The organism is Acidovorax sp. ACV02, assembly GCF_014851475.1.
GTDB lineage: Bacteria > Pseudomonadota > Gammaproteobacteria > Burkholderiales > Burkholderiaceae_C > Acidovorax > Acidovorax delafieldii.
On record NZ_JACUZU010000001.1, the window covers coordinates 37746 to 61390 of the forward strand.

General features: G+C 65.2%; 31 protein-coding genes. 29 read left to right on the top strand and 2 right to left on the bottom strand.

The window, feature by feature from the left end; genetic code table 11:
* The first annotated feature begins 3 nt into the window (after window positions 1–3).
* The 12 genes from IB236_RS00160 (at window position 4) to hisD (ending at window position 9619) form a co-directional block, all read left to right on the top strand.
* Window positions 4–822, top strand: a complete 819-nt coding sequence (locus IB236_RS00160; protein WP_192418183.1) for an ABC transporter ATP-binding protein — start codon at window positions 4–6, stop codon at window positions 820–822.
* Window positions 819–1601 (top strand): lipid asymmetry maintenance ABC transporter permease subunit MlaE, encoded by a 783-nt coding sequence (mlaE, locus tag IB236_RS00165; RefSeq protein ID WP_099731118.1) that lies wholly within the window; start codon window positions 819–821, stop codon window positions 1599–1601. The genes IB236_RS00160 and mlaE overlap by 4 nt, the downstream gene beginning before the upstream one ends.
* A 35-nt stretch (window positions 1602–1636) precedes the next feature.
* Window positions 1637–2125 carry an outer membrane lipid asymmetry maintenance protein MlaD gene (mlaD, locus tag IB236_RS00170; protein WP_056060215.1) on the top strand — a complete coding sequence of 163 codons (489 nt, stop codon included), beginning with the start codon at window positions 1637–1639 and terminating at the stop codon, window positions 2123–2125.
* Window positions 2126–2175: 50 nt separating this feature from the next.
* The gene (locus IB236_RS00175) at window positions 2176–2922 is read left to right on the top strand and encodes a VacJ family lipoprotein (protein WP_056747250.1); all 747 of its coding nucleotides are present in this window, start codon (window positions 2176–2178) and stop codon (window positions 2920–2922) included.
* A 156-nt stretch (window positions 2923–3078) separates the two neighbouring features.
* Complete coding sequence (locus IB236_RS00180; RefSeq protein WP_192418927.1) at window positions 3079–3726, top strand: phospholipid-binding protein MlaC; 648 nt, start codon at window positions 3079–3081, stop codon at window positions 3724–3726.
* 13 nt (window positions 3727–3739) lie between these two features.
* Window positions 3740–4012, top strand: a complete 273-nt coding sequence (locus tag IB236_RS00185; protein WP_192418186.1) for an STAS domain-containing protein — start codon at window positions 3740–3742, stop codon at window positions 4010–4012.
* 134 nt (window positions 4013–4146) lie between these two features.
* Entirely contained in the window at window positions 4147–5085 is a 939-nt protein-coding gene (locus IB236_RS00190; protein ID WP_015012675.1) for an ABC transporter ATP-binding protein, read from the top strand.
* Window positions 5082–5837 (top strand): ABC transporter permease, encoded by a 756-nt coding sequence (locus IB236_RS00195; protein ID WP_108497071.1) that lies wholly within the window; start codon window positions 5082–5084, stop codon window positions 5835–5837. The genes IB236_RS00190 and IB236_RS00195 overlap by 4 nt, the downstream gene beginning before the upstream one ends.
* A gap of 104 nt (window positions 5838–5941) precedes the next feature.
* On the top strand, window positions 5942–6184 hold the full coding sequence (locus IB236_RS00200; protein ID WP_010462096.1) for a BolA family protein: 243 nt from the start codon (window positions 5942–5944) through the stop codon (window positions 6182–6184).
* Window positions 6185–6280: 96 nt separating this feature from the next.
* Entirely contained in the window at window positions 6281–7555 is a 1275-nt protein-coding gene (gene murA / locus IB236_RS00205) for a UDP-N-acetylglucosamine 1-carboxyvinyltransferase (RefSeq protein ID WP_192418188.1), read from the top strand.
* Window positions 7556–7566: 11 nt separating this feature from the next.
* Window positions 7567–8214 carry an ATP phosphoribosyltransferase gene (gene hisG / locus IB236_RS00210; RefSeq protein ID WP_056641761.1) on the top strand — a complete coding sequence of 216 codons (648 nt, stop codon included), beginning with the start codon at window positions 7567–7569 and terminating at the stop codon, window positions 8212–8214.
* A 22-nt stretch (window positions 8215–8236) separates the two neighbouring features.
* Window positions 8237–9619 carry a histidinol dehydrogenase gene (hisD, locus tag IB236_RS00215; RefSeq protein ID WP_192418190.1) on the top strand — a complete coding sequence of 461 codons (1383 nt, stop codon included), beginning with the start codon at window positions 8237–8239 and terminating at the stop codon, window positions 9617–9619.
* On the opposite strand, the gene IB236_RS00220 is transcribed toward hisD, so the two are convergent.
* Window positions 9606–10037: a DUF2917 domain-containing protein gene (locus IB236_RS00220; RefSeq protein ID WP_099732211.1), complete on the bottom strand. Its 432-nt coding sequence runs from the start codon at window positions 10035–10037 to the stop codon at window positions 9606–9608. The genes hisD and IB236_RS00220 overlap by 14 nt on opposite strands.
* Window positions 10038–10188: 151 nt before the next feature.
* Here IB236_RS00220 and IB236_RS00225 point away from each other — a divergent pair, with 151 nt between their 5' ends.
* From IB236_RS00225 to tatC, 16 genes are all read left to right on the top strand, one after another.
* Window positions 10189–11643, top strand: coding sequence for a PLP-dependent aminotransferase family protein (locus IB236_RS00225; RefSeq protein WP_146869874.1), 1455 nt, complete (start codon window positions 10189–10191; stop codon window positions 11641–11643).
* A gap of 60 nt (window positions 11644–11703) precedes the next feature.
* Window positions 11704–11928: a CopG family transcriptional regulator gene (locus IB236_RS00230; RefSeq protein WP_069103652.1), complete on the top strand. Its 225-nt coding sequence runs from the start codon at window positions 11704–11706 to the stop codon at window positions 11926–11928.
* Between the two features lie 14 nt (window positions 11929–11942).
* The gene (locus IB236_RS00235) at window positions 11943–12395 is read left to right on the top strand and encodes a PIN domain-containing protein (RefSeq protein WP_056060234.1); all 453 of its coding nucleotides are present in this window, start codon (window positions 11943–11945) and stop codon (window positions 12393–12395) included.
* Entirely contained in the window at window positions 12392–13513 is a 1122-nt protein-coding gene (gene hisC, locus IB236_RS00240) for a histidinol-phosphate transaminase (protein ID WP_056747258.1), read from the top strand. The genes IB236_RS00235 and hisC overlap by 4 nt, the downstream gene beginning before the upstream one ends.
* The gene (hisB, locus tag IB236_RS00245) at window positions 13510–14148 is read left to right on the top strand and encodes an imidazoleglycerol-phosphate dehydratase HisB (protein WP_015012685.1); all 639 of its coding nucleotides are present in this window, start codon (window positions 13510–13512) and stop codon (window positions 14146–14148) included. The genes hisC and hisB overlap by 4 nt, the downstream gene beginning before the upstream one ends.
* Window positions 14149–14199: 51 nt before the next feature.
* Window positions 14200–14877 carry an imidazole glycerol phosphate synthase subunit HisH gene (gene hisH, locus IB236_RS00250; protein ID WP_192418191.1) on the top strand — a complete coding sequence of 226 codons (678 nt, stop codon included), beginning with the start codon at window positions 14200–14202 and terminating at the stop codon, window positions 14875–14877.
* A 65-nt stretch (window positions 14878–14942) separates the two neighbouring features.
* The gene (gene hisA / locus IB236_RS00255) at window positions 14943–15683 is read left to right on the top strand and encodes a 1-(5-phosphoribosyl)-5-[(5-phosphoribosylamino)methylideneamino]imidazole-4-carboxamide isomerase (RefSeq protein WP_056060243.1); all 741 of its coding nucleotides are present in this window, start codon (window positions 14943–14945) and stop codon (window positions 15681–15683) included.
* A 7-nt stretch (window positions 15684–15690) separates the two neighbouring features.
* Window positions 15691–16491, top strand: a complete 801-nt coding sequence (gene hisF, locus IB236_RS00260; protein WP_192418193.1) for an imidazole glycerol phosphate synthase subunit HisF — start codon at window positions 15691–15693, stop codon at window positions 16489–16491.
* 132 nt (window positions 16492–16623) lie between these two features.
* Window positions 16624–17013, top strand: a complete 390-nt coding sequence (gene hisI / locus IB236_RS00265; RefSeq protein WP_008905178.1) for a phosphoribosyl-AMP cyclohydrolase — start codon at window positions 16624–16626, stop codon at window positions 17011–17013.
* Window positions 17014–17033: 20 nt separating this feature from the next.
* Window positions 17034–17408 (top strand): phosphoribosyl-ATP diphosphatase, encoded by a 375-nt coding sequence (locus tag IB236_RS00270; protein WP_192418195.1) that lies wholly within the window; start codon window positions 17034–17036, stop codon window positions 17406–17408.
* Window positions 17405–17791, top strand: a complete 387-nt coding sequence (locus IB236_RS00275) for a hypothetical protein (RefSeq protein WP_056060250.1) — start codon at window positions 17405–17407, stop codon at window positions 17789–17791. The genes IB236_RS00270 and IB236_RS00275 overlap by 4 nt, the downstream gene beginning before the upstream one ends.
* The gene (locus tag IB236_RS00280; RefSeq protein ID WP_192418197.1) at window positions 17784–18821 is read left to right on the top strand and encodes a patatin-like phospholipase family protein; all 1038 of its coding nucleotides are present in this window, start codon (window positions 17784–17786) and stop codon (window positions 18819–18821) included. The genes IB236_RS00275 and IB236_RS00280 overlap by 8 nt, the downstream gene beginning before the upstream one ends.
* A gap of 235 nt (window positions 18822–19056) precedes the next feature.
* Window positions 19057–19413, top strand: a complete 357-nt coding sequence (locus tag IB236_RS00285) for a histidine triad nucleotide-binding protein (protein WP_015012693.1) — start codon at window positions 19057–19059, stop codon at window positions 19411–19413.
* Window positions 19414–19519: 106 nt separating this feature from the next.
* Window positions 19520–19762 (top strand): Sec-independent protein translocase subunit TatA, encoded by a 243-nt coding sequence (gene tatA, locus IB236_RS00290; RefSeq protein ID WP_056060256.1) that lies wholly within the window; start codon window positions 19520–19522, stop codon window positions 19760–19762.
* 52 nt (window positions 19763–19814) lie between these two features.
* Window positions 19815–20279 (top strand): Sec-independent protein translocase protein TatB, encoded by a 465-nt coding sequence (gene tatB, locus IB236_RS00295; RefSeq protein WP_192418199.1) that lies wholly within the window; start codon window positions 19815–19817, stop codon window positions 20277–20279.
* A 59-nt stretch (window positions 20280–20338) separates the two neighbouring features.
* Window positions 20339–21133 (top strand): twin-arginine translocase subunit TatC, encoded by a 795-nt coding sequence (tatC, locus tag IB236_RS00300; protein WP_056060263.1) that lies wholly within the window; start codon window positions 20339–20341, stop codon window positions 21131–21133.
* 355 nt (window positions 21134–21488) lie between these two features.
* Here tatC and IB236_RS00305 read toward each other — a convergent pair whose 3' ends face one another.
* Entirely contained in the window at window positions 21489–22637 is a 1149-nt protein-coding gene (locus IB236_RS00305) for a trypsin-like peptidase domain-containing protein (RefSeq protein ID WP_056060267.1), read from the bottom strand.
* Window positions 22638–22777: 140 nt separating this feature from the next.
* Between IB236_RS00305 and IB236_RS00310 the strand changes: the two genes are divergently transcribed.
* Window positions 22778–23551 (top strand): Nif3-like dinuclear metal center hexameric protein, encoded by a 774-nt coding sequence (locus IB236_RS00310; protein ID WP_146869867.1) that lies wholly within the window; start codon window positions 22778–22780, stop codon window positions 23549–23551.
* Window positions 23552–23645: the final 94 nt, after the last annotated feature.

Below are 23645 nucleotides of genomic sequence, written 5' to 3' on the forward strand. Positions count from 1 at the left end.
TGCATGGCCGAGTCCACATTTCTTGCCGAGTTGCGCAACGTCACGTTTTCGTACGGTGACCGCGTGATCCTGCGCGACGTGACCCTGGCGGTGCCGCGCGGCAAGGTCACGGCGCTGATGGGGGCATCGGGCGGGGGCAAGACCACGGTGCTGCGTCTGCTTGGGGGGCAGCACAGGGCCCAGAGTGGCCAGGTGTTGGTCAACGGTCAGGACGTGGGGCGCATGGACGTACAGGCTTTGTACGCTGCGCGCCGGCGCATGGGCATGTTGTTCCAGTTCGGTGCGCTGTTCACCGACCTGAGCGTGTTTGAGAACGTGGCCTTTCCGCTGCGTGAGCACACCGATTTGTCCGAGGAACTGATCCGCGATGTGGTGCTGATGAAGCTGCATGCGGTGGGCCTGCGTGGTGCACGCGACCTGATGCCCAGCCAGATATCGGGTGGCATGGCGCGCCGCGTGGCGCTGGCCCGAGCGATCGTGCTGGACCCGGAACTGGTCATGTACGACGAGCCCTTTGCGGGCCTGGACCCCATCTCGTTGGGCACGGCTGCGCAGTTGATCCGTCAGCTCAACGACGCCATGGGCCTCACCAGCATCGTGGTGTCGCATGACCTGGAGGAGACTTTCCGCCTGGCGGACCATGTGATCATCCTGGGCGAAGGCGTTGTGGCGGCGGAGGGCACGCCTGAGGAGGTCCTCGCCAGCCGTGACCCGCTGGTGCACCAGTTTGTCAACGCTCTACCGACTGGCCCGGTGCCGTTTCATTACCCCGGCCCGGCCGTTGCCGAGGATTTCGGACCTGCAGGAGGACGTGCGCTGTGAGTTGGTACAAGCCCTCCGACGTAGGCTTTGCTGTGCGCCACAAGCTGGCTGACATCGGCATGGGCGCGCGGTTGTTTGGGCGGCTGGTGCGGCTCCTGGGTGCGACCTTGATGCGGCCCTCGCTGGTGCGCGACCAGGTGCATTTTCTGGGCAACTATTCGCTGGCCATCATTGCCGTGTCGGGCCTGTTCGTTGGGTTTGTGCTGGGCTTGCAGGGCTACTACACGCTGCAGCGCTATGGCTCGTCAGAGGCCTTGGGCCTGCTGGTGGCATTGAGTCTTGTGCGCGAGCTGGGCCCCGTGGTCACGGCGCTGCTGTTTGCGGGTCGCGCAGGCACGTCGCTCACAGCAGAAATTGGCCTCATGCGCGCAGGGGAGCAGCTCAGCGCCATGGAGATGATGGCGGTGGACCCGGTGCAGCGCATTCTGGCGCCTCGCTTCTGGGCAGGGGTGATCACCATGCCGCTGCTGGCCGCGGTGTTCAGTGCGGTGGGCATCATCGGCGGCTGGATCGTCGGGGTGCTCATGATCGGTATTGACCCCGGGGCGTTCTGGAGCCAGATGCAGGGCGGGGTGGATGTCTGGAAAGACCTGGGCAACGGCGTGCTCAAGAGTGTGGTCTTTGGCTTCACGGTAACTTTTGTGGCGCTGCTGCAGGGCTATGCAGCCAAACCCACCCCTGAGGGTGTGTCGCGCGCCACCACGCGCACCGTGGTCATGGCGTCTTTGGCGGTGCTGGCACTGGACTTCGTGCTCACCGCACTGATGTTCAGTATCTGACGCTGGCGGTGCTGGCAGTTCTAGGAATCAAACATATGCAACGCTCCAAAAACGATCTGTGGGTAGGGCTCTTCGTGATGCTGGGCGCGGTGGCACTGGTGTTTCTGGCGCTGCAGTCGGCCAACCTGCTGAGCCTTCAATTCCATTCGGGCTACCGTGTCACCGCCAAGTTCGACAACATCGGCGGTCTCAAGCCCCAGGCGGCGGTGCGCAGCGCGGGTGTGGTGGTGGGGCGTGTGGAGTCCATCACCTTTGACGACAAGACCTTCCAGGCGCGGGTCACGCTGGCCATGGAAGACCGCTATGCCTTTCCCAAGGACAGCTCTCTCAAGATCCTGACCAGCGGCCTGCTGGGTGAGCAGTACATCGGGATCGAGGCAGGTGCCGACGAAAAAAATCTGGCGGCGGGCGACACGATCACGTCCACCCAGTCGGCGGTGGTGCTTGAGAACCTTATCGGACAATTTCTTTACAGCAAAGCCGAAGACGGCGCAAAACCTGCAGGGACAGGTGGGAAAAAATGATGCATTCACTCCATACACTCCGTGCCCGCATTGATGGCGGCAGGTTGTCGATGTCCCGCCTGGCAGCCAGCCTGGCCTTGTTGCTGGGGGCTGTGCTGCTCACAGGGTGCGCCACGGTGGCCAACCCTGATCCCCGCGACCCGCTGGAGTCTTACAACCGCAGCATGACCAACTTCAATGAACAGGTCGATGCCATGGTGCTCAAGCCCGTGGCGACAGCCTACAAGGAGGTCACGCCCGCACCGGTACGCACGGGGGTCAGCAATTTCTTCGGGAACCTGGGCGATGTCTGGTCGTTTGTGAACAACGTGCTGCAGCTGCGCGGTGAAGCCGCTGCGTCCAGCTTCATGCGGGTCAATGTGAACACGTTCATGGGCCTGGGTGGTTTGCTGGACATCGCCAGCGAGCTGGGCATCGACCGCTACAAGCAGGACTTCGGCCTGACCCTTGGGCGCTGGGGCGTGGGTACTGGCCCCTATCTGGTGCTGCCCATCCTGGGGCCTTCCACCGTGCGCGACACGTTTGCTCTGCCTGTGGACATGAAGGGCAACGTGGTGAGCTATGTGGACCCGGTCTCGGCACGCAACTCGCTGTATGCGCTGCGCGCCGTCGAGGTGCGCTCCAACCTGCTGCGCGCGGGCTCTGTGCTCGACAGTGCGGCCCTGGACAAGTACAGCTTTACGCGTGATGTGTACCTGCAGGTGCGCAGCCACGCCGGTGAGGCGCCGAATGCGGACGGCAAGGACGACGGCGGCGCCAGCAATGGCGTGCTGCCCGAGGAACCTCCTGCGCGCTGATGGCATGCCGGGCGGGGCACATGCACCGATGCGCCGCCCTGGGTCTGGCCCTGTTGCACTTGCTTGCAATCCGCAACCGCTGCGACGCATGCCAGTGGGCCCGCACCTCCACAATGATTTGACGGGCACAAGCCCGCACCGATGAAAGCCGAGAAGATGATGAACCGACGTTCCCTGGGCCGTGCCGCCCTTTGCATTGCAGCCAGTGCCGTGCTGAGCCTGCCATTGTCTGCCCTCGCGGCCGACGAGGCGCCCGACGCGCTGATCAAGCGGCTGTCCGCCGATGTGCTCAACACGGTGAAGTCCGACAAGGCCATCCAGGCCGGGGACCTGAGCAAGGTGATCGCCCTGGTCGATAAAACGGTGATGCCCAACGTCAACTTCCGCCGCATGACCGCTGCAGCCGTCGGCCCCGGCTGGCGCCAGGCCACGCCCGAGCAGCAAAAACGCCTGCAGGACGAGTTCAAGATTTTGCTGGTGCGCACCTATGCCGGCGCGCTGGCCCAGGTCAATGACCAGACCATCCAGGTCAAGCCCCTGCGCGCGGCGGCCGAAGACAAGGACGTGCTGGTGCGCACCGAAATCGTGGGCCGGGGCGACCCCATCCAGCTCGACTACCGCCTCGAAAAGACTCCTGGTGATGGCGCGGGCTGGAAGATCTACAACCTGAATGTGCTGGGTGTCTGGCTGGTGGAAACCTACCGGGGCCAGTTCGCGCAGGAGATCAATGCCAAGGGCATCGACGGCCTGATCGAGACACTGGCCGCGCGCAACAAGACCAATGCGGGCACTGCCAAGGGCTGACAGCCCCCTCGCCATGCTGGTGCTGCCCCCCGAACTCACCCACCGCCAGGCTACTGCCTGCCTGCACATGCTCAAGCAGGGGTTGCGGGTGCACCGTGACAGCGCGGTGCTGGTGGATGCCCATGGGCTGACGGTGTTCGACACATCGGCCCTCGCCGTGCTGCTCGAATGCCGGCGTGAAGCCCTGTCCGAAGGCAAGCAGTTTGCAGTGCAAGGCATGCCTGCAGGTTTGGCGGGCATGGCAGGGTTGTATGGGGTGGATGCGCTGCTGGTCGCCGCACCTTGATATGAAATAGCTTTCATGGTCCCGGGTGGCTCTGCCACCCACGCCATGAAACGGAGGGCCCGCAGCGCCCGCCAGGGGCCATTGAAGCGGCCGCCCCGCCCGCCGAGGGCTGAGGCCTTAAAATCGAAGGCTTCATGCCCGCAGTCTCCTTCCAAGCCATCTCCAAGACCTTTGCCACGCCCAAAGGCCCTTTTCAGGCACTGAACCAGGTCAATCTGGACATTGAGGAGGGCGAGTTCTTCGGGCTCCTGGGCCCCAATGGTGCCGGCAAGACCACCCTGATCAGCATCCTCGCAGGCCTGGCGCGTGCCACCAGCGGCCGCGTGCTGGTGCAGGGCAGCGATGTGCAGGCTCAGTACGCCGATGCCCGCCGCAAGCTGGGCATCGTGCCGCAAGAGCTGGTGTTCGACCCCTTTTTCAACGTGCGCGAGGCGCTGCGCATCCAGTCCGGCTACTTCGGCGTGAAGAACAACGATGCCTGGATCGACGAGCTGCTCGAAAACCTGGGCCTAGCCGACAAGGCCAACGCCAACATGCGCCAGCTGTCGGGCGGCATGAAGCGCCGTGTGCTGGTGGCACAAGCCCTGGTGCACAAGCCGCCCATCATCGTTCTGGATGAACCCACGGCCGGTGTCGATGTGGAACTGCGCCAGACGCTGTGGCACTTCATCGCCCGCCTGAACAAAGAGGGGCACACCGTGCTGCTCACCACCCACTACCTCGAAGAAGCCGAGGCCCTGTGCGGCCGCATTGCCATGCTCAAGGCGGGGCAGGTGGTGGCGCTCAACCGCACCAGCGAGCTGCTCAAGGCCGCCTCGGGCAGCGTGCTGCAGTTCAAGACCGACACGGCCCTACCGCCCGCGCTGGCTGCCGTGGCGCGGGTCACCGGTCGCATCGTCCAGTTGCCGGCGCACGACGCGGCAGAGATCGAAAACCACCTGGCTGCGTTGCGCGTGGCCGGGGTCGAGGTGCAGGACATGGAGATTCGCCGGCCCGATCTGGAGGATGTGTTCCTGCAGGTGATGTCCGGCACGTCGGCTTCCAACATCCCACTGGAGGGCGTTGCGCTATGACCGGCTGGCAGACTCTGTTCTACAAAGAGGTGTTGCGTTTCTGGAAGGTCAGCTTCCAGACCGTCGCGGCTCCCGTGCTCACAGCCGTGCTGTACCTGTTGATCTTCGGCCATGTGCTCGAAGACCATGTGAAGGTCTACGACCGCATCAGCTACACGGCCTTCCTTGTGCCGGGCCTTGTCATGATGAGCGTGCTGCAGAACGCCTTTGCCAACAGCTCGTCCAGCATCATCCAGAGCAAGATCATGGGCAGCCTGGTGTTTGTGCTACTCACGCCGCTGTCGCACTGGGCTTGGTTCTGCGCCTACGTGGGCTCGTCCATCGTGCGCGGGCTGGTGGTGGGCCTGGGTGTGTTCATCGTCACGCTGGTGTTTGCGCGGCCCGAGTTTGCTGCGCCACTGTGGATTCTGGCGTTCGCCCTGCTGGGCGCGGCATTGCTGGCCACGCTGGGGCTGATAGCGGGGCTCTGGGCCGACAAGTTCGACCAGATGGCCGCGTTCCAGAACTTCATCATCGTGCCCATGACCTTCCTATCCGGCGTGTTCTATTCGATCCAGTCGCTGCCGCCGTTCTGGCAGGCCGTGAGCCACCTCAACCCGTTTTTCTACATGATCGACGGCTTTCGCTACGGCTTCTTCGGCCAGAGCGACACCTCGCCCTGGCTCAGCCTGGGCATCGTGGGCATCGCCTGGCTGGCCGTGAGCGCCCTGGCCGTGCACCTGCTGCGCACGGGCTACAAAATTAGAAACTGACATGACTGACGCAAAACAAGGTTCAGGCATGCGCTTCCCTCCAGGGCGAGGCGGATGTTGCATCCCGATTTGCGTCAGTTCTCACTGACCCCGAGCGCCCCACCATGACCGCTGACCAACTCAAAGACATCATCGCTGCCGGCCTGGCCTGCGAACACATCACGCTCGAAGGTGATGGCCGCCACTGGTATGCCACCATCGTCTCGGCCGAGTTCGAGGGCAAGCGCGCCATCCAGCGCCACCAGCGCGTGTATGCCACGCTGGGCGCCAAAATGCACACCGACGAGGTGCATGCGCTGTCGATGAAGACCTTCACCCCGGCCGAATGGGCTGCCCAGGCGCAGTAGCGCCTGCACACCCACTAGAACTCACTTTTTGATAGCTGCTGGCGCATGTTCCACTAGCGCATGCAGCACTTTTGACCCCTATTTTGGTGATTTGAGATGGACAAACTCCTGATTCGCGGCGGACGCAGCTTGCAAGGCGAGGTGCTGGTCTCCGGCGCCAAGAACGCCGCCTTGCCGGAGTTGTGCGCCGCCCTGCTCACGGCCGAGCCCGTGACGCTGCTCAACGTGCCCCAGCTGCAGGACGTGAGCACCATGCTCAAGCTGATCCGCAACATGGGCGTGGCGGCGGAGCGGGCTGACGACGGCACCGTGCGCATCAACGCCAGCGCGCTGAGCACGCCCGAGGCGCCCTACGAGCTGGTCAAGACCATGCGCGCCTCTGTGCTGGCCCTGGGCCCGCTGCTGGCGCGCTTTGGCGAGGCCACGGTGTCGCTGCCCGGTGGATGCGCCATCGGTTCGCGCCCGGTGGACCAGCACATCAAGGGCCTGGCCGCCATGGGCGCCGAGATCGTGGTCGAGCACGGCTACATGATCGCCAAGCTGCCCGCTGGCTGGAAGCGCCTGAAGGGCGCGCGCATCACCACCGACATGGTCACGGTGACGGGCACCGAGAACTTCCTCATGGCCGCCGCGCTGGCCGAGGGCGAGACGGTGCTGGAAAACGCCGCGCAAGAGCCCGAGATTTCGGATCTGGCCGAGATGCTGATCGCCATGGGCGCGAAGATCGAAGGCCACGGCACCAGCCGCATCCGCATCCAGGGCGTGGACCAACTGCACGGCTGCACCCACCGCGTGGTGGCCGACCGCATCGAGGCCGGCACCTTCCTGTGCGCTGTGGCCGCCACGGGCGGTGATGTGGTGCTGCGCCATGGCCGCGCCGACCACCTCGACGCCGTGATCGAAAAGCTGCGCGAGGCCGGTGCCCATGTGCAAGCGGTCGAAGGCGGCATCCGTGTGCAAAGCGCTGGCGGGGCCACGCTCAAGGCCCAGGGCTTTCGCACCACGGAGTACCCCGGTTTCCCCACCGACATGCAGGCCCAGTTCATGGCGCTGAACTGCATCGCCCAGGGCACGGCCACGGTGACCGAGACGATTTTTGAAAACCGTTTCATGCACGTCAACGAGCTGGTTCGCCTGGGCGCCAAAATCCAGGTGGATGGCAAGGTGGCGGTCATCGAAGGAGTGTCCCGCCTGTCCGGCGCCACCGTGATGGCCACCGACCTGCGTGCATCGGCCAGCCTCGTCATTGCCGGCCTGGTGGCCGACGGCGAAACCGTGGTGGACCGCATCTACCACCTGGACCGCGGCTACGACTGCATGGAAGCCAAACTGCGCGGCATTGGCGCCGACATCGAACGAGTAAAAGCATGAGCAGCAGCAACATGATCACCCTGGCGCTTTCCAAGGGCCGCATCTTTGACGAAACCCTGCCGCTGCTGGCCGCTGCAGGCATCGAGGTGCTCGAAGACCCCGAAAAATCGCGCAAGCTCATCTTGCCCACCAACCAGCCCAATGTGCGGGTGGTGCTGGTGCGCGCCACGGACGTGCCCACCTATGTGGAATACGGCGGCGCCGACATCGGCGTGACTGGCAAGGACACCCTCATCGAGCACGGCGGTCAGGGCCTGTACCAGCCGCTGGACCTGCGCATTGCCAAGTGCCGCGTGAGCGTGGCCGTGCGCAATGACTTCGACTACGCCCAGGCCGTCAAGCAGGGCTCGCGCCTCAAGGTCGCCACCAAGTACACCGGCATTGCGCGCGACTTCTTTGCCAGCAAGGGCGTGCACGTGGACATGGTCAAGCTCTACGGCAGCATGGAGCTGGCGCCTTTGACGGGCCTGGCCGATGCCATCGTGGACCTGGTCTCCACCGGCAACACCCTCAAGGCCAACAACCTCATCGAAGTGGAGCGCATCATGGACATCAGCTCCTACCTGGTCGTGAACCAGGCCGCGCTCAAGCTCAAGCAGGCACCACTGCGCCGCATCATCGATGCGTTTGCCTCGGCCATACCGGCCGAAAAGAACTGACCTCCACCCAACGACTGACACTATGACTTTGGTAGCTGCTCCCGCCCGTCTGTCCACCGCTGCGGCCACTTTTGAGGCTGATTTTGCAGCCCGCCTGCATTGGTCTGCCGACACCGACGCGGCCATTGAGCAGCGCGTGGCTGACATCCTGGCCGACGTGCAAAAGCGCGGCGACGCGGCGGTGCTGGAGTACACCGCCCGCTTCGACGGCCTCAGCGCCCCCAACATGGCCGCGCTGGAGCTGACCCAGGCCGACTTCAAGGCCGCGTTCGACGCCATTCCACAGGCTCAGCGCGACGCCCTGCAGGCTGCAGCGAAGCGCGTGCGCAGCTACCACGAAGCGCAGAAGAAGGCCTCGGGCGAGAGCTGGAGCTACCGCGACGAAGACGGCACCTTGCTGGGCCAGAAGGTCACGCCGCTGGACCGCGTGGGCATCTACGTGCCCGGTGGCAAGGCCGCCTACCCGTCGAGCCTGCTGATGAACGCCATCCCGGCCCATGTGGCGGGTGTACAGGAAATCATCATGGTGGTGCCCACGCCCGTGCGCGGCAGCGTGGCAACCGGCGGAACGGGCGAGGGCACCTCGACGAAGGGCGAGCGCAACGAGCTGGTGCTGGCAGCCGCCTACGTGGCCGGTGTGACCCGCGCCTTCACCATCGGCGGCGCCCAGGCCGTGGCCGCGCTGGCGTATGGAACTGAGACCGTGCCCAAGGTGGACAAGATCACCGGCCCCGGCAACGCCTACGTGGCCAGCGCCAAGAAGCGCGTGTTCGGCACCGTGGGCATCGACATGATCGCGGGCCCGAGCGAAATCCTGGTGCTGGCCGACGGCACCACGCCGCCCGACTGGGTGGCGATGGATCTCTTCAGCCAGGCCGAACACGACGAGCTGGCGCAGAGCATCCTGCTGTGCCCCGACGCCGCCTACCTCGACGCCGTGCAGCGCGAGATCGACCGCCTGCTGCCTACCATGCCGCGCGCCGAGATTATCGCCAAGAGCCTCACCGGCCGCGGCGCGCTGATCCTCACCAGGGACATTGAAGAAGCCTGCGCGATCAGCAACCGCATCGCACCGGAACACCTGGAAGTGAGCAGCACCGACCCACACCGCTGGGAGCCGCTGCTGCGCCACGCGGGCGCGATCTTCCTGGGGGCCTACACCTCCGAAAGCCTGGGCGACTACTGCGCAGGCCCCAACCACGTGCTGCCCACCAGCGGCACGGCGCGCTTCTCGTCGCCGCTGGGCGTGTACGACTTCCAGAAACGCAGCAGCCTCATCGAGGTGAGCGAGGCCGGTGCCCAGGTGCTGGGTACCATTGCCGCCGAGCTGGCCTATGGCGAGGGCCTGCAGGCCCACGCACAAGCCGCAGAGATGCGGCTTACCACGCCCGTCAAGCCGCGCTGATGGCACCCCGGGGCAGGGCGCCCTGCGTGGGGGCTGCTGTCCTGGGCTGAGGGGGTGCGGCCGGCGCTGCGGTTGTAGAGGGCGCTGGCGGATACGCGGCGCCTTCCACTGCCCGGTGCTGCGCCCAGTTGAGCCGTGCTGGCCGGTGGCCTTCGGCGCTGACGCGCAGCCGCACCGGTCCGGCGAACGACAGGCGCTGTCCAGCCTCCAGAAAATAATCCTCCAGCAGACCATCACAGGTCACCCAGACGCGGCCCTGTTCGACTTCGAGCAGGGCGATCTCGCCCGCGCGGAAGTCCAGCACCTGGACGGCCTGCAGCGGCGGCAGGGGCTGGCGCTTCCATTGCAGGGTGAGGGGCACCGCAGGCTGGGTGGGCAGCGTGGGCGACGGTGGGGTGGGGGTGTGCAGCGTGTTCATGCCTTCACTGTGCGGCCAGCTGCCGTGGGCCACCAGCCACAGGCGCGTGCGATCTGGCCCAGTACAGAACAGCGAACCGGCCCATCTGTACTGTACGCACTGGGCCGTCTCTGTACTGTCTGCCGGCCAAGATGCCAGTACAGAATGCAGCATGGCCACCGATGACGCACCCCCGCTGTACCTTCAAATCGCCGAACAGCTTGCGCAGCTGATCCGCAACGGCACCCTGGCGCGCGGCGAAAAGCTGCCCTCGGTGCGTGAGCTGGCGCGCCAGCACGGCGTGGCGCAGACCACGGTGGTGCAGGCCTACCACTGGCTCGAAGATGCGCGCCTGATCACCGCGCGCCCGCGCTCCGGCTTTTTTGTGGCGGCGCGGCCGGTGAGCCTGCCCGAGCCCAGCACGCCGCGCCCGATGCGCCGCCCCCGCGAGGTGTCGGTGGATTGGCTGGGCCAGCGCATCCTGGGGCGCAACCAGCCGGTGGACATCATTTCGTACAGCAGCGGCACGCCTGGCCCCGAGCTGTTCAACCCTGACCGCGTGCGCCGCGCCGTGGTGCGAGCCGCGCAGCGCCACCGCAACCTGCTGTGCACCTACCCCGGTTCGTCGGGCCATGAGGACGCGCGCCGCGCCCTGGCGCGCTATGCCGTCAGCCTGGGCTGCAGCCTGGACCCCGAGAACATCGTGATCACCGGAGGCTGCATGGACAGCATTGCGCTGTGCCTGCGCGCGGTGACGCAGCCGGGCGACGTGGTGGCTCTGGAGTCGCCCACGCATTTTTCGTTTCTGGAGGTGCTGCAGGGCCTGCACCTCAAGGCGCTGGAGATTCCCACCCACCCGCGCAACGGCCTCTCGCTGGATGCGCTGCAACTGGCGTTGGACACCCAGCCCGTCAAGGCGGTGATGGTGGTGCCCACGCTCAGCAACCCGCTGGGCAGCTGCATGCCCCAGGCCGAGCGCAAGCGCTTGGTGCAGATGGCGGCGCGGTACGACATGGCGGTGATCGAGGACGCGATCTACAACGACCTGGTCGAGGTGGACGAGATGCGCCGCACCGTCAAGTCCTACGACACCACCGGCCATGTGATGCTGTGCGACTCGTTCTCCAAGACGCTGGCGCCGGGCCTGCGCCTGGGCTGGCTGGAGGCCGGCCGCTGGGCCGACAAGCTGCGCGCCATCAAGGACCTGCAGGCGGGCGGCCAGTCCGCCGTGCTGGAACTGGCCCTGGCCGATCTCATCACCCAGGCGGGCCACGCCGCCGCCATGCGCCAGCTGCGCGCGGCCGTGGCGGCGCGCATGGACGAGGTGCGCCATGTGATTGCCGCGCACTTCCCGCAGGGTACCCGCGTGAGTGACCCGCCCGGCGGCCTGCTGCTTTGGCTGGAGCTGCCGCGCGCGCTCGACTCGGTGCAACTGCACGAGGCCTGCCTGGCCCGGCAGATCCTGATCGCACCCGGCACGGTGTTCAGCGCCAGCGGACGGTTCCGCAACTGCCTGCGCATCGGCGTGGGAGGCGACTGGACGCCCGCCCACCTGGAGGCGCTGCGCACCGTGGGTGACATGGCGTGCCAGATGCTGCAAAGCGGGGCACAGCGCAAGGCGGCTTGAATGTGGTGTTTTAATCAACACGAAGTTCGTGGCGCACGAAGTTCGTGTAGTATTTAACCCATGAAAAACATCACCGTGACCATGGACGACACCGTTGCCGAATGGGTGCGCGTGGAAGCCGCCAAGCGCGGCAGCAGCGTGTCCCGCCTGCTCGGTGAATGGCTGGCCGAAAAGATGCGCCAGGAAGACGCCTACGCCCAGGCCATGCGCGAGGCGCTGAGTTTTGAAAGCTGGGGTGCTTCGAGCGGGCCCTATGTGCCGCGCGAAACCCTGTTTCTGCGCTGAACGGGGCATAACGCATGGCCACCGTCCCCATCTTTGTCGATACCGAAATCCTGCTCGCCAGCGTGGACGACCGCGATGCCGAGCGCCAGGCGCGGGCGCGCGAATGGATCAGCTTTTGCTGGCAGACGCGCAGCGGCCGCATCAGCTCGCAGGTGCTCAACGAGCTGTACAACCAGGCCATCCAGCGTTTTGATGGCCCCCACGTGCTGCAGCAGGTGCGCGCCCAGGTGCGCCGCCTGCGCGTGTGGCTGCCGCCGCACCTGGACTCCTACACCGTCGACGGCGCCTGGGACCTGCAGGACCGCTACCGCCTGGGCTACTGGGATGCACTCATCCTCTCGTCCGCCCACCAGCAAGGCTGCCGCTACCTGCTGACCGAGGCACTGCCGCACGATCAGCCGATGGACGCCGTGCGCCCCATCAACCCTTTCCTTGTCACCCCCAACGAACTGGACACCACCGAATGACTACTCCCGCGTCGTCTCCCCTCCAGGCCCTGGCCCGCATCCGCCCTGACGTGCGCGCGATGCATTCCTATGTCGTGCAGCCGTCCACCGGCATGCTCAAGATGGACGCGATGGAGAACCCCTTCCGCCTGCCCGCGCATTTGCAGGCCGCGCTGGGCCAGCGCCTGGGTTCGGTGGCACTCAACCGCTACCCCGGCGACCGCATTGCCGACCTGAAGGCGGCCCTGGCGCAGTACGCGGGCATGCCGGAGGGCTATGGCATCGTGCTGGGCAATGGGTCGGACGAACTCATCACCCTGCTGGCCCTGGCCTGCGCACAGCCGGGCACGGGCCAGCGCGCCACCATGCTGGCACCCATGCCCGGTTTTGTGATGTACCCGCTGTCGGCGCAGCTGCAGGGCCTGGACTTTGTCGGCGTGCCGCTCACGCCCGACTTCGAGCTGGACGAGCCTGCCATGCTGGCTGCCATCGAACAGCACCGCCCGGCCATCACCTACATCGCCTACCCCAACAACCCCACGGCCACGCTGTGGGACGAGGGCGCGGTGCAGCGCATCATCGACGCTGCGGGCGCGCAGGGCGGCATCGTGGTCATGGACGAGGCCTACCAGCCTTTTGCCAGCCGCACCTGGATCGACCGCATGCGTACCGAGCCTGCGCGCAATGCGCACGTGCTGCTCATGCGCACGCTTAGCAAGTTTGGCCTCGCGGGCGTGCGCCTGGGCTACCTCATCGGACCCTCGGCGTTCGTGAGCGAGATCGACAAGGTGCGCCCGCCCTACAACGTGAGTGTGCTCAACTGCGAAACCGCCCTGTTTGCGCTGGAACATGCCGAGGTGTTTGCCGCCCAGGCCGCCGAGATCCGTGTCGAACGCACCACGCTCATCGCCGCGTTGCGCCAGATGCCGGGAGTCGAAAAGTGCTGGGATAGCGAGGCCAACATGGTGCTGATCCGTGTGGCGGATTCCGCCAAGGCCTACGAGGGCATGAAAAACCGCAAGGTGCTCGTCAAGAACGTTTCTACAATGCACCCATTGCTGGCCAACTGCCTGCGCCTGACGGTAGGCAATGCCGAAGACAACGCGCAGATGCTGGCCGCACTCCAAGCCTCCCTATGACTTCCTCCGCACTCGTACCTTCCGCCCCATCGGCTGACCCGATGGCCGACCGCATTGCCGAGGTCAGCCGCAACACCGCCGAGACGCGCATCAGTGTGCGCATCAACCTCGACGGCACCGGCCAGGCCAAGCTGCACACCGGCATCGGCTTCTTTGACCACATGCTCGACCAGATCGCCCGCCACGGGCTGATTGACCTCGACATCGACTGCGAAGGCGACCTGCACATCGACGGCCACCACACGGTGGAAGACGTGGGCATCACCCTGGGCCAGGCCTTTGCGCGCGCCGTGGGCGACAAGAAAGGCATCCGCCGCTACGGCCACGCCTACGTGCCGCTGGATGAAGCGCTGTCGCGCGTGGTGGTCGATTTTTCGGGCCGCCCCGGGCTGCACATGGACGTGAAGTTCACCGCCGGGAGCATCGGCCAGCTCGACACGCAACTGGTGTTCGAGTTCTTCCAGGGCTTTGTGAACCACGCGGGCGTGACGCTGCACATCGACAACCTCAAGGGCGTCAACGCACACCACCAGTGCGAGACCATCTTCAAGGCGTTCGGGCGCACGCTGCGTGCGGCGCTGGAGCGTGATCCGCGCTCGGCCGGTGTCATCCCCTCCACCAAGGGTTCTCTGTGAATTTTTCAGTCAAATCAGGCGTAAGCGCTTGATTTGTATGCGCTAGCAGCTATGAATATGGAAGCAAAAACAGTGGCGGTCGTGGACTACGGCATGGGCAATCTGCGCTCGGTGTCGCAGGCCGTGCAGGCCGCCGCCGAGGGCACGGGCTGGACCGTGGTCGTCACCCAGCGCCCCGAAGACGTGCGCGCCGCCCAGCGCATCGTGCTGCCAGGGCAGGGCGCCATGCCCGACTGCATGCGCGAGCTGCGCGAGTCCGGCCTGCAGGAATCGGTGCTCGAAGCCGCTGCCACCAAGCCGATGTTTGGCGTGTGCGTGGGCATGCAGATGCTGCTGGACCACAGCGCTGAAGGCAACACGCCCGGCCTGGGCCTGATCCCTGGCGATGTGCTCAAGTTTGACCTGGCAGGCCGCACCCAGCCCGATGGCAGCCGCTTCAAGGTGCCCCAGATGGGCTGGAACCAGGTGCGGCAGATGCCCCACGCCCACCACGGCGGCGGCGTGCACCCGGTGTGGGCCGGTGTGCCCGACAACAGTTACTTCTACTTCGTGCACAGTTTCTACGTTGTGCCGCAAAATCCTGCCCATTGCGCCGGGCAGGCCGACTACGGCGGTTTGTTTGCTGCCGCGGTTGCACGCGATAATATTTTTGCCACCCAGTTTCACCCGGAGAAGAGCGCGGAGCACGGCCTGGCCCTGTACCGCAATTTTCTGCACTGGAATCCCTGATCCCTTAACCCCCACCCGTTCGGGCCGAGCTGCGTCTCGCCCTTTTTCACCCGAACTTCACCACCATGCTGCTCATCCCCGCCATCGACCTCAAAGACGGCCACTGCGTACGCCTCAAGCAAGGCGATATGGACCAATCCACCACCTTTGGTGAAGACCCTGCCGCCATGGCGCGCAAATGGGTGGATGCCGGCGCACGCCGCCTGCACCTGGTGGACCTGAACGGTGCGTTTGCGGGCGTGCCCAAGAACTACAGCGCCATCAAGTCCATTCTGAAAGAGGTGGGTGACGACATCCCCGTGCAGCTGGGCGGCGGCATCCGCGACCTGGACACCATCGAGAAATACATCGACGGCGGCCTGCGCTACGTGATCATCGGTACGGCGGCCGTGAAGAACCCCGGCTTCCTCAAAGACGCCTGCAGCGCGTTCGGCGGCCACATCATCGTGGGGCTCGACGCCAAGGACGGCAAGGTGGCTACCGACGGCTGGAGCAAGCTCACCGGCCACGAGGTCGTGGACCTGGCCAAGAAGTTCGAGGACTGGGGCGTCGAATCCATCATCTACACCGACATCGGCCGCGACGGCATGCTGTCGGGCATCAACATCGACGCCACGGTGAAGCTGGCCCAGGCTTTGAGCATCCCTGTGATCGCCTCGGGAGGCCTGTCCAACATGGCCGACATCGAGCAGCTGTGCGCCGTCGAAGACGAGGGCGTGGAGGGTGTGATCTGCGGCCGCGCCATCTACAGCGGCGATCTGGACTTTGCGGCGGCACAAGCACGTGCCGACGAACTGAACGGCTAAGGACCGCATGCTCGCCAAACGCATCATCCCTTGCCTGGACGTCACCGGAGGCCGCGTGGTCAAGGGCGTCAATTTTGTCGAACTGCGCGACGCGGGCGACCCGGTCGAGATCGCTGCGCGCTACAACGCCCAGGGCGCCGACGAACTCACATTTCTGGACATCACCGCCACCAGCGATGGCCGCGACCTGATCCTGCACATCATCGAGGCGGTGGCCAGCCAGGTGTTCATTCCCCTCACCGTGGGCGGCGGCGTGCGCACCGTGGAAGACGTGCGCAGGCTGCTCAATGCGGGTGCGGACAAGACCAGCTTCAACTCGGCCGCCATCGCCAACCCCGAGGTGATCAACGCCGTGTCGGCCAAGTACGGCGCGCAGTGCATCGTGGTGGCCATCGACGCCAAACGCCGCTCGGCCGAGGATGCCCAGCGCATCGGCGCCCACGGCCAGCCCGTGGGCGCGGGCTGGGATGTCTACAGCCACGGCGGGCGCAAGAACACGGGCCTGGACGCCATTGCCTGGGCCACCGAGATGGCGCAGCGCGGCGCGGGCGAAATCCTGCTGACCAGCATGGACCGCGACGGCACCAAGGCAGGTTTTGACCTGGAGCTGACCCGCGCCGTGAGCGATGCCGTGAGCGTGCCCGTGATCGCCTCGGGCGGCGTGGGCAATCTCGACCACCTGGCAGACGGCATCCAGACCGGTGGCGCCGACGCGGTGCTGGCCGCCAGCATCTTCCACTACGGCGAATACACCGTGGGCCAGGCCAAGCAGCGCATGGCAGAGCGTGGCATCCCCGTGCGGATGTGATCAACATTTGCTCCTGATTTGATAGCTGCAAGCGCATGTAATACCTGCGCTTGTAGTCAAAAACACCGGAAAAGTGCAGGTGCGCGCTCTTCTTGGCACTGGCGCGCCACACGGATCACCGACAATGGCCCCATGAACTGGCTCAACGAAGTGAAATGGGATGCGCAGGGCCTGGTGCCCGTGATTGCGCAAGAGCAGGGCACGGGCGACGTGCTGATGTTTGCGTGGATGAACCGCGAGGCCCTGGCGAAAACCGCTGAACTGGGCCGCGCCGTGTACTTCAGCCGCTCGCGCAAAAAGCTGTGGTTCAAGGGCGAAGAGTCCGGCCACGTGCAGACGGTGCACGAGATCCGCCTGGACTGCGATAACGACGTGGTGCTGCTCAAGGTCACCCAGCAGGGCCACGAGCCCGGCATCGCCTGCCACACGGGCCGCCACAGCTGCTTTTTCAGCGTGCTCAAGGACGGTGCCTGGCACGCGGTCGATCCGGTCTTGAAAGACCCCGAATCCATCTACAAGTAATGGCAATGGACGACAAGAGCATGAGTTCCCACGATTCCCTGGCGCGCCTGGCCGCCGTCATCGAAAGCCGCAAGCCCGCCAACGGCGGCGACCCGGCCACCAGCTACGTGTCGCGCCTGCTGCACAAGGGGCCCGATGCCTTCCTGAAGAAGATCGGCGAAGAAGCCACCGAGGTGGTCATGGCCGCGAAGGATGTCGACCACGGCGCCGACAAGTCCAAGATCGTCTATGAAGTGGCCGACCTCTGGTTCCACACCATGGTGGCGCTGGCCCATTACGGGCTCACGCCTGCCGAAGTGGTGGCCGAGCTGGAGCGCCGCGAAGGCACCAGCGGCATCGAGGAAAAGGCCCTGCGCAAGGTGGCGGAACGCGCTGCCGAAGAAGGCACACCGTGAGCGACATCATTGACGTGCAGACCAACGACCAGAAGGCCGAGGACCTCAAGGCCATCGGCTGGGTCAGCTATGTGCTGCACCTGATCGTGGCGCTGGGGGCGGTCATCCCGGGCGCGCAGCCCGGCGCTGCGCTGCTGATCGTGGCGCTGGTGATCGACCTGGTGAAAAAGGGCGATGCCGAAGGCACCTGGCAGGCCAACCATTTCTCATGGCGCATCCGCACCGTGATCTGGGCCGGCGTGCTCTACATCGTCACGGCGCCGCTGTGGCTGCTGTTCTTCCTGCCCGGCTGGATCGCCTGGGGCCTGATCTCCATCTGGTTCCTGTACCGCATCGTGCGTGGCATGGTCGCCATGAACAAGAGCCAGGCCGTGGATGCATGAAGCAGCCCGTCCCCGCCCGCGTCTGAACCTGGCGCTGCAGGGCGGCGGCTCGCACGGCGCGCTCACCTGGGGCGTGCTGGATGCGCTGCTGGAGGACGGCCAGTGGCAGTTCGACGGTGTCAGTGGCACCAGCGCAGGCGCCATGAACGCGGTGGCCCTGGCGCACGGGTTTGCGCAGGCAGCGCTGCAGCACAAGGACCCCGAGGACGCACATCTTGCTGGCTGCGCCCTGGCCCGCGAATCGCTCACCCGCCTGTGGGAAGGGGTGGGCGCGCTGGGCAGCCTGACCTGGGGAACGCCGTTGTCTGCCGCCAATCCGCTCGTGGGCATGATGTCGCAGTGGTTCTCGCCCTACCAGACCAATCCGCTGGGGATCAACCCCCTGCGCAAGCTGCTGGAGCGCGAAGTGGATTTCAGCCTGCTGTGCTCCGCCCGCACCGGCGTCGTCGGCCCCAAGGTTTTTGTGTGTGCCACCAACGTGCGCACCGGCCGGGGCGAGATTTTTTTTGGGCCCCGGCTCAGCGCGGATGCGGTGATGGCGTCGGCCTGCCTGCCCATGCTGTTCAAGGCGGTCGAGATCGAGGGTGAGGCGTACTGGGACGGCGGCTATTCCGGCAACCCCGCGCTGCACCCGCTGATCTACCAGACTGATACCTCGGACATCCTGCTGGTGCAGATAAACCCCGTGGAGCATCTGGACGTGCCCAGCAGCGCCTCCGAGATCATGGAGCGCATGAACGAAGTCACCTTCAACGCCAGCCTGCTGGCCGAGCTGCGCGCCATCGAGTTCGTTCGCCGCCTGCTCGCCGAGGGCAAGCTCGACGCCCGCCGCTACAAGAGCGTGCGCATGCACCGCATCGATGGTGGCTCGGTGCTGGCGCCCTTCGGGGCCGACAGCAAGCTGCGTGCGGACCTGGCCTTTGTGCGCAAGCTGTTTGCGCTGGGCCGCACAGCGGGGCAGGAGTGGCTGCACGCGCACCGCAAGGACGTGGGCGTGCGCCCCAGCATCAAGATCGCTGACAATGCCTAGGGATGTCCTGCATAACTCCCTGCGGTCTGTGATAGCGCGGTCTCGGGCGGTCCGCTGCGTTGCTTTTTTGGCCAATAGCACAGCTATTGGCTGCAAAAAGATGCCTTGTGGCCCATCCCGATCCGCCTACCACCGACTCGCGAGGGTTATGCAGGACATCCCTCGCTTGCGCGCGAGGCACCCTCAGGGTTGATCCGCGCCTGTACCCCTGATTCCCTTTGCTCCGATCCCTCCCATGCACGATCCGAACTGCCTTTTCTGCAAAATCATCGCGGGCCAGATCCCCTCCAAGAAGGTTTATGAGGACGAAGAAATCTTCGCTTTCCACGACATTCACCCGTGGGCGCCAGTGCATTTTTTGATGGTGCCCAAGCTGCATATCCCTTCCATGGCACAGGTCACCCCGGAGCATGCCGGGGTGTTGGGGCGCATGATGGCGCTGGCGCCAAAGCTGGCACTGGAGCAGGGCTGCAACCCGTACCCGGATGGTGGCTTTCGCGTCGTGGTAAACACGGGGCTTGAAGGTGGGCAGGAAATCCACCACCTGCATATCCATGTCATGGGCGGCCCCCGTCCGTGGCTCAAAGGCTGAACCAGGCTGACGATCGTGCCATGTTGAGAGGTGTCGGCTTGCCCCGGCACTGAACTCCTGTCACGCCCCCCGTCTAAAATGATTGCAATTCGTTAGGAGATATTTCATGGGCTCTTTTTCCATCTGGCACTGGCTGATCGTGCTGTTGATCGTTGTGATGGTGTTCGGTACCAAGAAGCTCAAGAACATGGGCTCTGACCTGGGCGGCGCCGTCAAGGGCTTCAAGGACGGCATGAAGGATGGCTCGTCTGATGCACCTGCTGCTGCCACGCCCCCCGCTGGCCAGGTGGCCAACAGCCAGGCCGCCGACAAGACCACCATCGATGTCGAAGCCAAGCAAAAGAGCTGAGCTGGTGCTGCTGACCCGCTGCCTTGGCCTGCATTGCGCTGGCGCCTGATCCATGATTGATATTGGCCTGTCCAAAATGGCGCTGATCGGCGCCGTGGCGTTGATCGTCATCGGCCCCGAGAAGCTGCCCCGTGTGGCCCGTACCGTCGGCACCTTGCTCGGCAAGGCGCAGCGTTATGTGTCCGACGTGAAAGCGGAGGTCAACCGGTCCATGGAGCTCGATGAGCTCAAGAAGATGAAGGACTCGGTGGAGAACGCCGCGCGCGACGTGCACAACACCATCCAGACCAGCGCCAGCGAGTTCGAGAAAGACTGGACCGATGCCATCGATTCCAGCAACAACGCCGACCTGCGGGAGCAGGCGGCCGTGGTGCCTGCCTACAAGCACCCCGGCAAGAACTGGCGCCTCAAGCGTGGTGCGGTGCCCCAGTGGTACAAGGCCCGCAGTGGTGTGCGCACCAAGGCACAGTCCGGCGCAGCCCGCGTAGCACGTTACCGCCCCCAAAAATTCCACTGACGCAGCCTGCGGCGCCTCGTGCGCTGCATGGGCGGCCCTGACGCCCACGAAAACCCACCATGTCCGAAACCCCCACCAAAGAAGACGAACTGGCCGGCACCGAGCAGCCGTTCGTACAGCACCTCATGGAGCTGCGCGACCGGCTGGTCAAGGCCATGATCGCCATCGCCATTGCGGCAGCGATCCTGTTCTTCTTCCCGGGTCCCGGCGCGTTGTACGACTTTCTGGCCGCCCCTCTGGTAGCCCACCTGCCCAAGGGGGCCACGCTGATCGCCACTTCGGTGATTTCGCCGTTCATGGTGCCGCTCAAGATCTTGCTGATGTCGGCGTTCCTGCTCGCGCTGCCTTTTGTGCTGTGGCAGATCTGGGCTTTTGTGGCGCCCGGCCTGTATTCGCACGAGAAAAAGCTGGTGCTGCCGCTGGTGGTGTCCAGTACGCTGCTGTTCTTCATCGGGGTGGCGTTTTGCTACTACCTGGTGTTTGGCCAGGTGTTCGCGTTCATTCAGAGCTTTGCCCCCAAGAGCATCACGGCCGCGCCTGACATCGAGGCCTACCTGAGTTTTGTGCTGTCCATGTTCCTGGCGTTCGGCATGGCGTTTGAAGTGCCGATTGCGGTGGTGGTGCTGGCCCGCATGGGCATCGTGAGCGTACAAAAGCTGCGCGAGTTTCGCGGCTATTTCATCGTGCTGGCCTTCGTGGTGGCCGCCGTCGTGACACCGCCCGATGTGGTGTCGCAACTGTCGCTGGCCGTGCCCATGTGCCTGCTGTACGAGGTGGGCATCTGGGCCGCTCAGATCTTCATCAAGCACACCCAGGCGCCCGAAGAGCCCGGGGAATCCGCTTCCGCATCCTGACCTGCCAGCCCCGCAGGCTGGCGGGGTTGCGTTGGGGGTGATGCACAGATCGCGTCCGTGGGGCTCCACCTGGGCGATGAGACAGAAAAACAATAAAAATAGCTGCAAGCGCTAGTGAGATATGCGCTGGCAGCTATGTTTTTTATAGTACTGTGAGGGCTGCAGCCCTTCAGAGGAAGGGACACTCCTCACCCGCATCTGGCCCCTTTCGGCTGGCCTGTTCTTCACCCCGGCTTGGCCCTGCAGAGGGGCCCCAAAGCCGACGACCTTCGCCTGCTTCGCCCCCAATCAGGCAGTGGTGACGGCTTGTACCCGCCCGGCGATGACCGCGCAGAGCCGGGCTCGCTGAAGGGGCTCAGCGCCTCACATTGCGCTGTGGCCGGGGGCGCACGCCTGGGTTGATGCTCAGCTCCACGCGCTTATCGGCCCGTTGCACGTCAAACGCTGCAGCCTGGCCCGGCTTGAGTGCCGCCACGGCGGTCAGCAGCTGCGACACATTGCCCACGCTCTTGCCGTCCACGCTCACGATCACATCCCCCGGGCGCATGCCAGCCTGGGCGGCGGGGCCGTCCTGCAGCACGCCGGTGATGATCACGCCCTCGGTGGCCTTTTTGACGCCAAAGGTTTCTGCCAGTTCGGGCGACAGCTCGTTGGGCTCCACGCCAATCCAGCCGCGCGTGACCTGGCCGTCCTTCACGATGCCATCGAGCACCATGCGGGCTGTGGACACCGGAATGGCAAACCCGATGCCCATGCTGCCGCCCGAGCGCGAGTAGATCGCGGTGTTGATGCCCATGAGGTTGCCGTTCACATCGACCAGCGCACCGCCCGAATTGCCGGGGTTGATGGCCGCGTCGGTCTGGATGAAGTTTTCAAACGTGTTGATGCCCAGCTGGCTGCGGCCCAGCGCGCTCACGATGCCGCTGGTCACGGTCTGCCCCACGCCGAAGGGGTTGCCGATGGCCAGCACCTGGTCGCCCACATCCAGGGCGTCGGAGTTGCCCAGCACGATCACGGGCAGCTTGTCCAGTTCGATCTTGAGGATGGCCAGGTCGGTGTCGGGGTCGGTGCCGATCACGCGCGCACGGGCGCGGCGGCTGTCGGTGAGGGTCACCTCGATCTCGTCAGCACCTTCCACCACATGGTTGTTGGTGAGGATGTAGCCCTCGGGGCTCACGATCACGCCGCTGCCCAGGCCGGCCTGCGCCTGGCTGCCCTGGTCACCAAAGAAAAACTGGAACCAGGGGTCGTTGCTGCGCGGGTGGCGCACTTCCTTGCTGGTGTTGATGCTGACCACGGCCGGTGCCGCCTTGCGCGCCGCACCGCTGAAGCTGCCCGCCGCAGGCTGCGACGGTGGCGTGGCAGGGGCCTCCAGCAGCGCAATACCCGCCCCGGAGCGCGTGGTGCCCCGGCCCAGCCAGTCAGGCTGGAGCGTGGCGACAACAAAGTAGGCCGCAACGAGGACCGTCACGGACTGGGAAAACAACAGCCAGAGTCGCTTCATGAAAGGTGCTTGCCGGTGGTAGTACAGGGTGTGGGCGACGGAGGTGGGCGCTGCAGGTTCGCCGTGGCGGCCTGGGCGCTCCCTCTCACACAGGATTGTCTCCGAATGTGGGGGCGCGAACGGCGCGCCACAATAGCGGCATGAGCATTCACCGCAGTCAACTTTTGCAGGCGTTTGACAGCCTGCTGCAACCCGAGCGCTTCAAGGACTACGGCCCCAATGGCCTGCAGGTCGAGGGCAAGGCCGTGATCCGGCGAGTGGTCAGTGGCGTCACTGCCAGCCGTGCACTGATCGAAGCCGCCATTGCCGCGCAGGCCGATGCCATTTTTGTGCACCACGGCCTGTTCTGGCGCGGACAGGATGGCCGCATCACGGGCTGGATGAAGCAGCGGCTGCAACTGCTGCTGGCGCACGACATCAACCTGTTTGCGTACCACCTGCCGCTCGATGCCCATGCCGAGCTGGGCAACAACGCACAGCTGGGCCGGGTGCTGGGTTTTGCCGCCGATGCGCGGTTTGGCGAGCAGGACCTGGGCTTTGCAGCGCCCGCGGCTTTCGATAATGTCGAGACTGTGGCCGACCATGTTGCCCAGGCGCTCGGCCGCACCGTGACCCTGGTGTCGCCGGGTGACGTGGGCGGTGGTGCCGCTGCACGGCGCCCCGTGCGCCGCGTGGCGTGGTGCACGGGCGGCGCGCAGGGGTATTTCGAGTCGGCCATTGCCGCAGGGGCGGATGTTTTCATCACCGGCGAAATCTCCGAGCCCCAGGCGCACCTGGCGCGCGAGACGGGGGTGGGCTTTATTGCCGCCGGGCACCATGCCACGGAGCGCTATGGCGCCCCCGCCGTGGCGGCGCATGTGGCAGACCAGTGCGGGCTGAGCCACCAGTTCATCGAGATCGACAACCCCGCCTAGCCCATGGCAAGACACCGCACGGCAAGCAATCACATCGTGCGGATATCCGGTCCATTTTGCTCATTTATTCATAGCTGATAGCGCATGAATAACT

Coding starts and splice junctions, on each gene's coding strand:
- IB236_RS00160 (WP_192418183.1), top strand. CDS start 4: ATGGCCGAGTCCACATTTCTTGCCGAGTTGCGCAACGTCACGTTTTCG.
- mlaD (WP_056060215.1), top strand. CDS start 1,637: ATGCAACGCTCCAAAAACGATCTGTGGGTAGGGCTCTTCGTGATGCTG.
- IB236_RS00175 (WP_056747250.1), top strand. CDS start 2,176: ATGTCCCGCCTGGCAGCCAGCCTGGCCTTGTTGCTGGGGGCTGTGCTG.
- IB236_RS00180 (WP_192418927.1), top strand. CDS start 3,079: ATGATGAACCGACGTTCCCTGGGCCGTGCCGCCCTTTGCATTGCAGCC.
- IB236_RS00185 (WP_192418186.1), top strand. CDS start 3,740: ATGCTGGTGCTGCCCCCCGAACTCACCCACCGCCAGGCTACTGCCTGC.
- IB236_RS00190 (WP_015012675.1), top strand. CDS start 4,147: ATGCCCGCAGTCTCCTTCCAAGCCATCTCCAAGACCTTTGCCACGCCC.
- IB236_RS00195 (WP_108497071.1), top strand. CDS start 5,082: ATGACCGGCTGGCAGACTCTGTTCTACAAAGAGGTGTTGCGTTTCTGG.
- IB236_RS00200 (WP_010462096.1), top strand. CDS start 5,942: ATGACCGCTGACCAACTCAAAGACATCATCGCTGCCGGCCTGGCCTGC.
- murA (WP_192418188.1), top strand. CDS start 6,281: ATGGACAAACTCCTGATTCGCGGCGGACGCAGCTTGCAAGGCGAGGTG.
- hisG (WP_056641761.1), top strand. CDS start 7,567: ATGATCACCCTGGCGCTTTCCAAGGGCCGCATCTTTGACGAAACCCTG.
- hisD (WP_192418190.1), top strand. CDS start 8,237: ATGACTTTGGTAGCTGCTCCCGCCCGTCTGTCCACCGCTGCGGCCACT.
- IB236_RS00220 (WP_099732211.1), bottom strand. CDS start 10,037: ATGAACACGCTGCACACCCCCACCCCACCGTCGCCCACGCTGCCCACC.
- IB236_RS00225 (WP_146869874.1), top strand. CDS start 10,189: ATGGCCACCGATGACGCACCCCCGCTGTACCTTCAAATCGCCGAACAG.
- IB236_RS00230 (WP_069103652.1), top strand. CDS start 11,704: ATGAAAAACATCACCGTGACCATGGACGACACCGTTGCCGAATGGGTG.
- IB236_RS00235 (WP_056060234.1), top strand. CDS start 11,943: ATGGCCACCGTCCCCATCTTTGTCGATACCGAAATCCTGCTCGCCAGC.
- hisC (WP_056747258.1), top strand. CDS start 12,392: ATGACTACTCCCGCGTCGTCTCCCCTCCAGGCCCTGGCCCGCATCCGC.
- hisB (WP_015012685.1), top strand. CDS start 13,510: ATGACTTCCTCCGCACTCGTACCTTCCGCCCCATCGGCTGACCCGATG.
- hisH (WP_192418191.1), top strand. CDS start 14,200: ATGAATATGGAAGCAAAAACAGTGGCGGTCGTGGACTACGGCATGGGC.
- hisA (WP_056060243.1), top strand. CDS start 14,943: ATGCTGCTCATCCCCGCCATCGACCTCAAAGACGGCCACTGCGTACGC.
- hisF (WP_192418193.1), top strand. CDS start 15,691: ATGCTCGCCAAACGCATCATCCCTTGCCTGGACGTCACCGGAGGCCGC.
- hisI (WP_008905178.1), top strand. CDS start 16,624: ATGAACTGGCTCAACGAAGTGAAATGGGATGCGCAGGGCCTGGTGCCC.
- IB236_RS00270 (WP_192418195.1), top strand. CDS start 17,034: ATGAGTTCCCACGATTCCCTGGCGCGCCTGGCCGCCGTCATCGAAAGC.
- IB236_RS00280 (WP_192418197.1), top strand. CDS start 17,784: ATGCATGAAGCAGCCCGTCCCCGCCCGCGTCTGAACCTGGCGCTGCAG.
- IB236_RS00285 (WP_015012693.1), top strand. CDS start 19,057: ATGCACGATCCGAACTGCCTTTTCTGCAAAATCATCGCGGGCCAGATC.
- tatA (WP_056060256.1), top strand. CDS start 19,520: ATGGGCTCTTTTTCCATCTGGCACTGGCTGATCGTGCTGTTGATCGTT.
- tatB (WP_192418199.1), top strand. CDS start 19,815: ATGATTGATATTGGCCTGTCCAAAATGGCGCTGATCGGCGCCGTGGCG.
- tatC (WP_056060263.1), top strand. CDS start 20,339: ATGTCCGAAACCCCCACCAAAGAAGACGAACTGGCCGGCACCGAGCAG.
- IB236_RS00305 (WP_056060267.1), bottom strand. CDS start 22,637: ATGAAGCGACTCTGGCTGTTGTTTTCCCAGTCCGTGACGGTCCTCGTT.
- IB236_RS00310 (WP_146869867.1), top strand. CDS start 22,778: ATGAGCATTCACCGCAGTCAACTTTTGCAGGCGTTTGACAGCCTGCTG.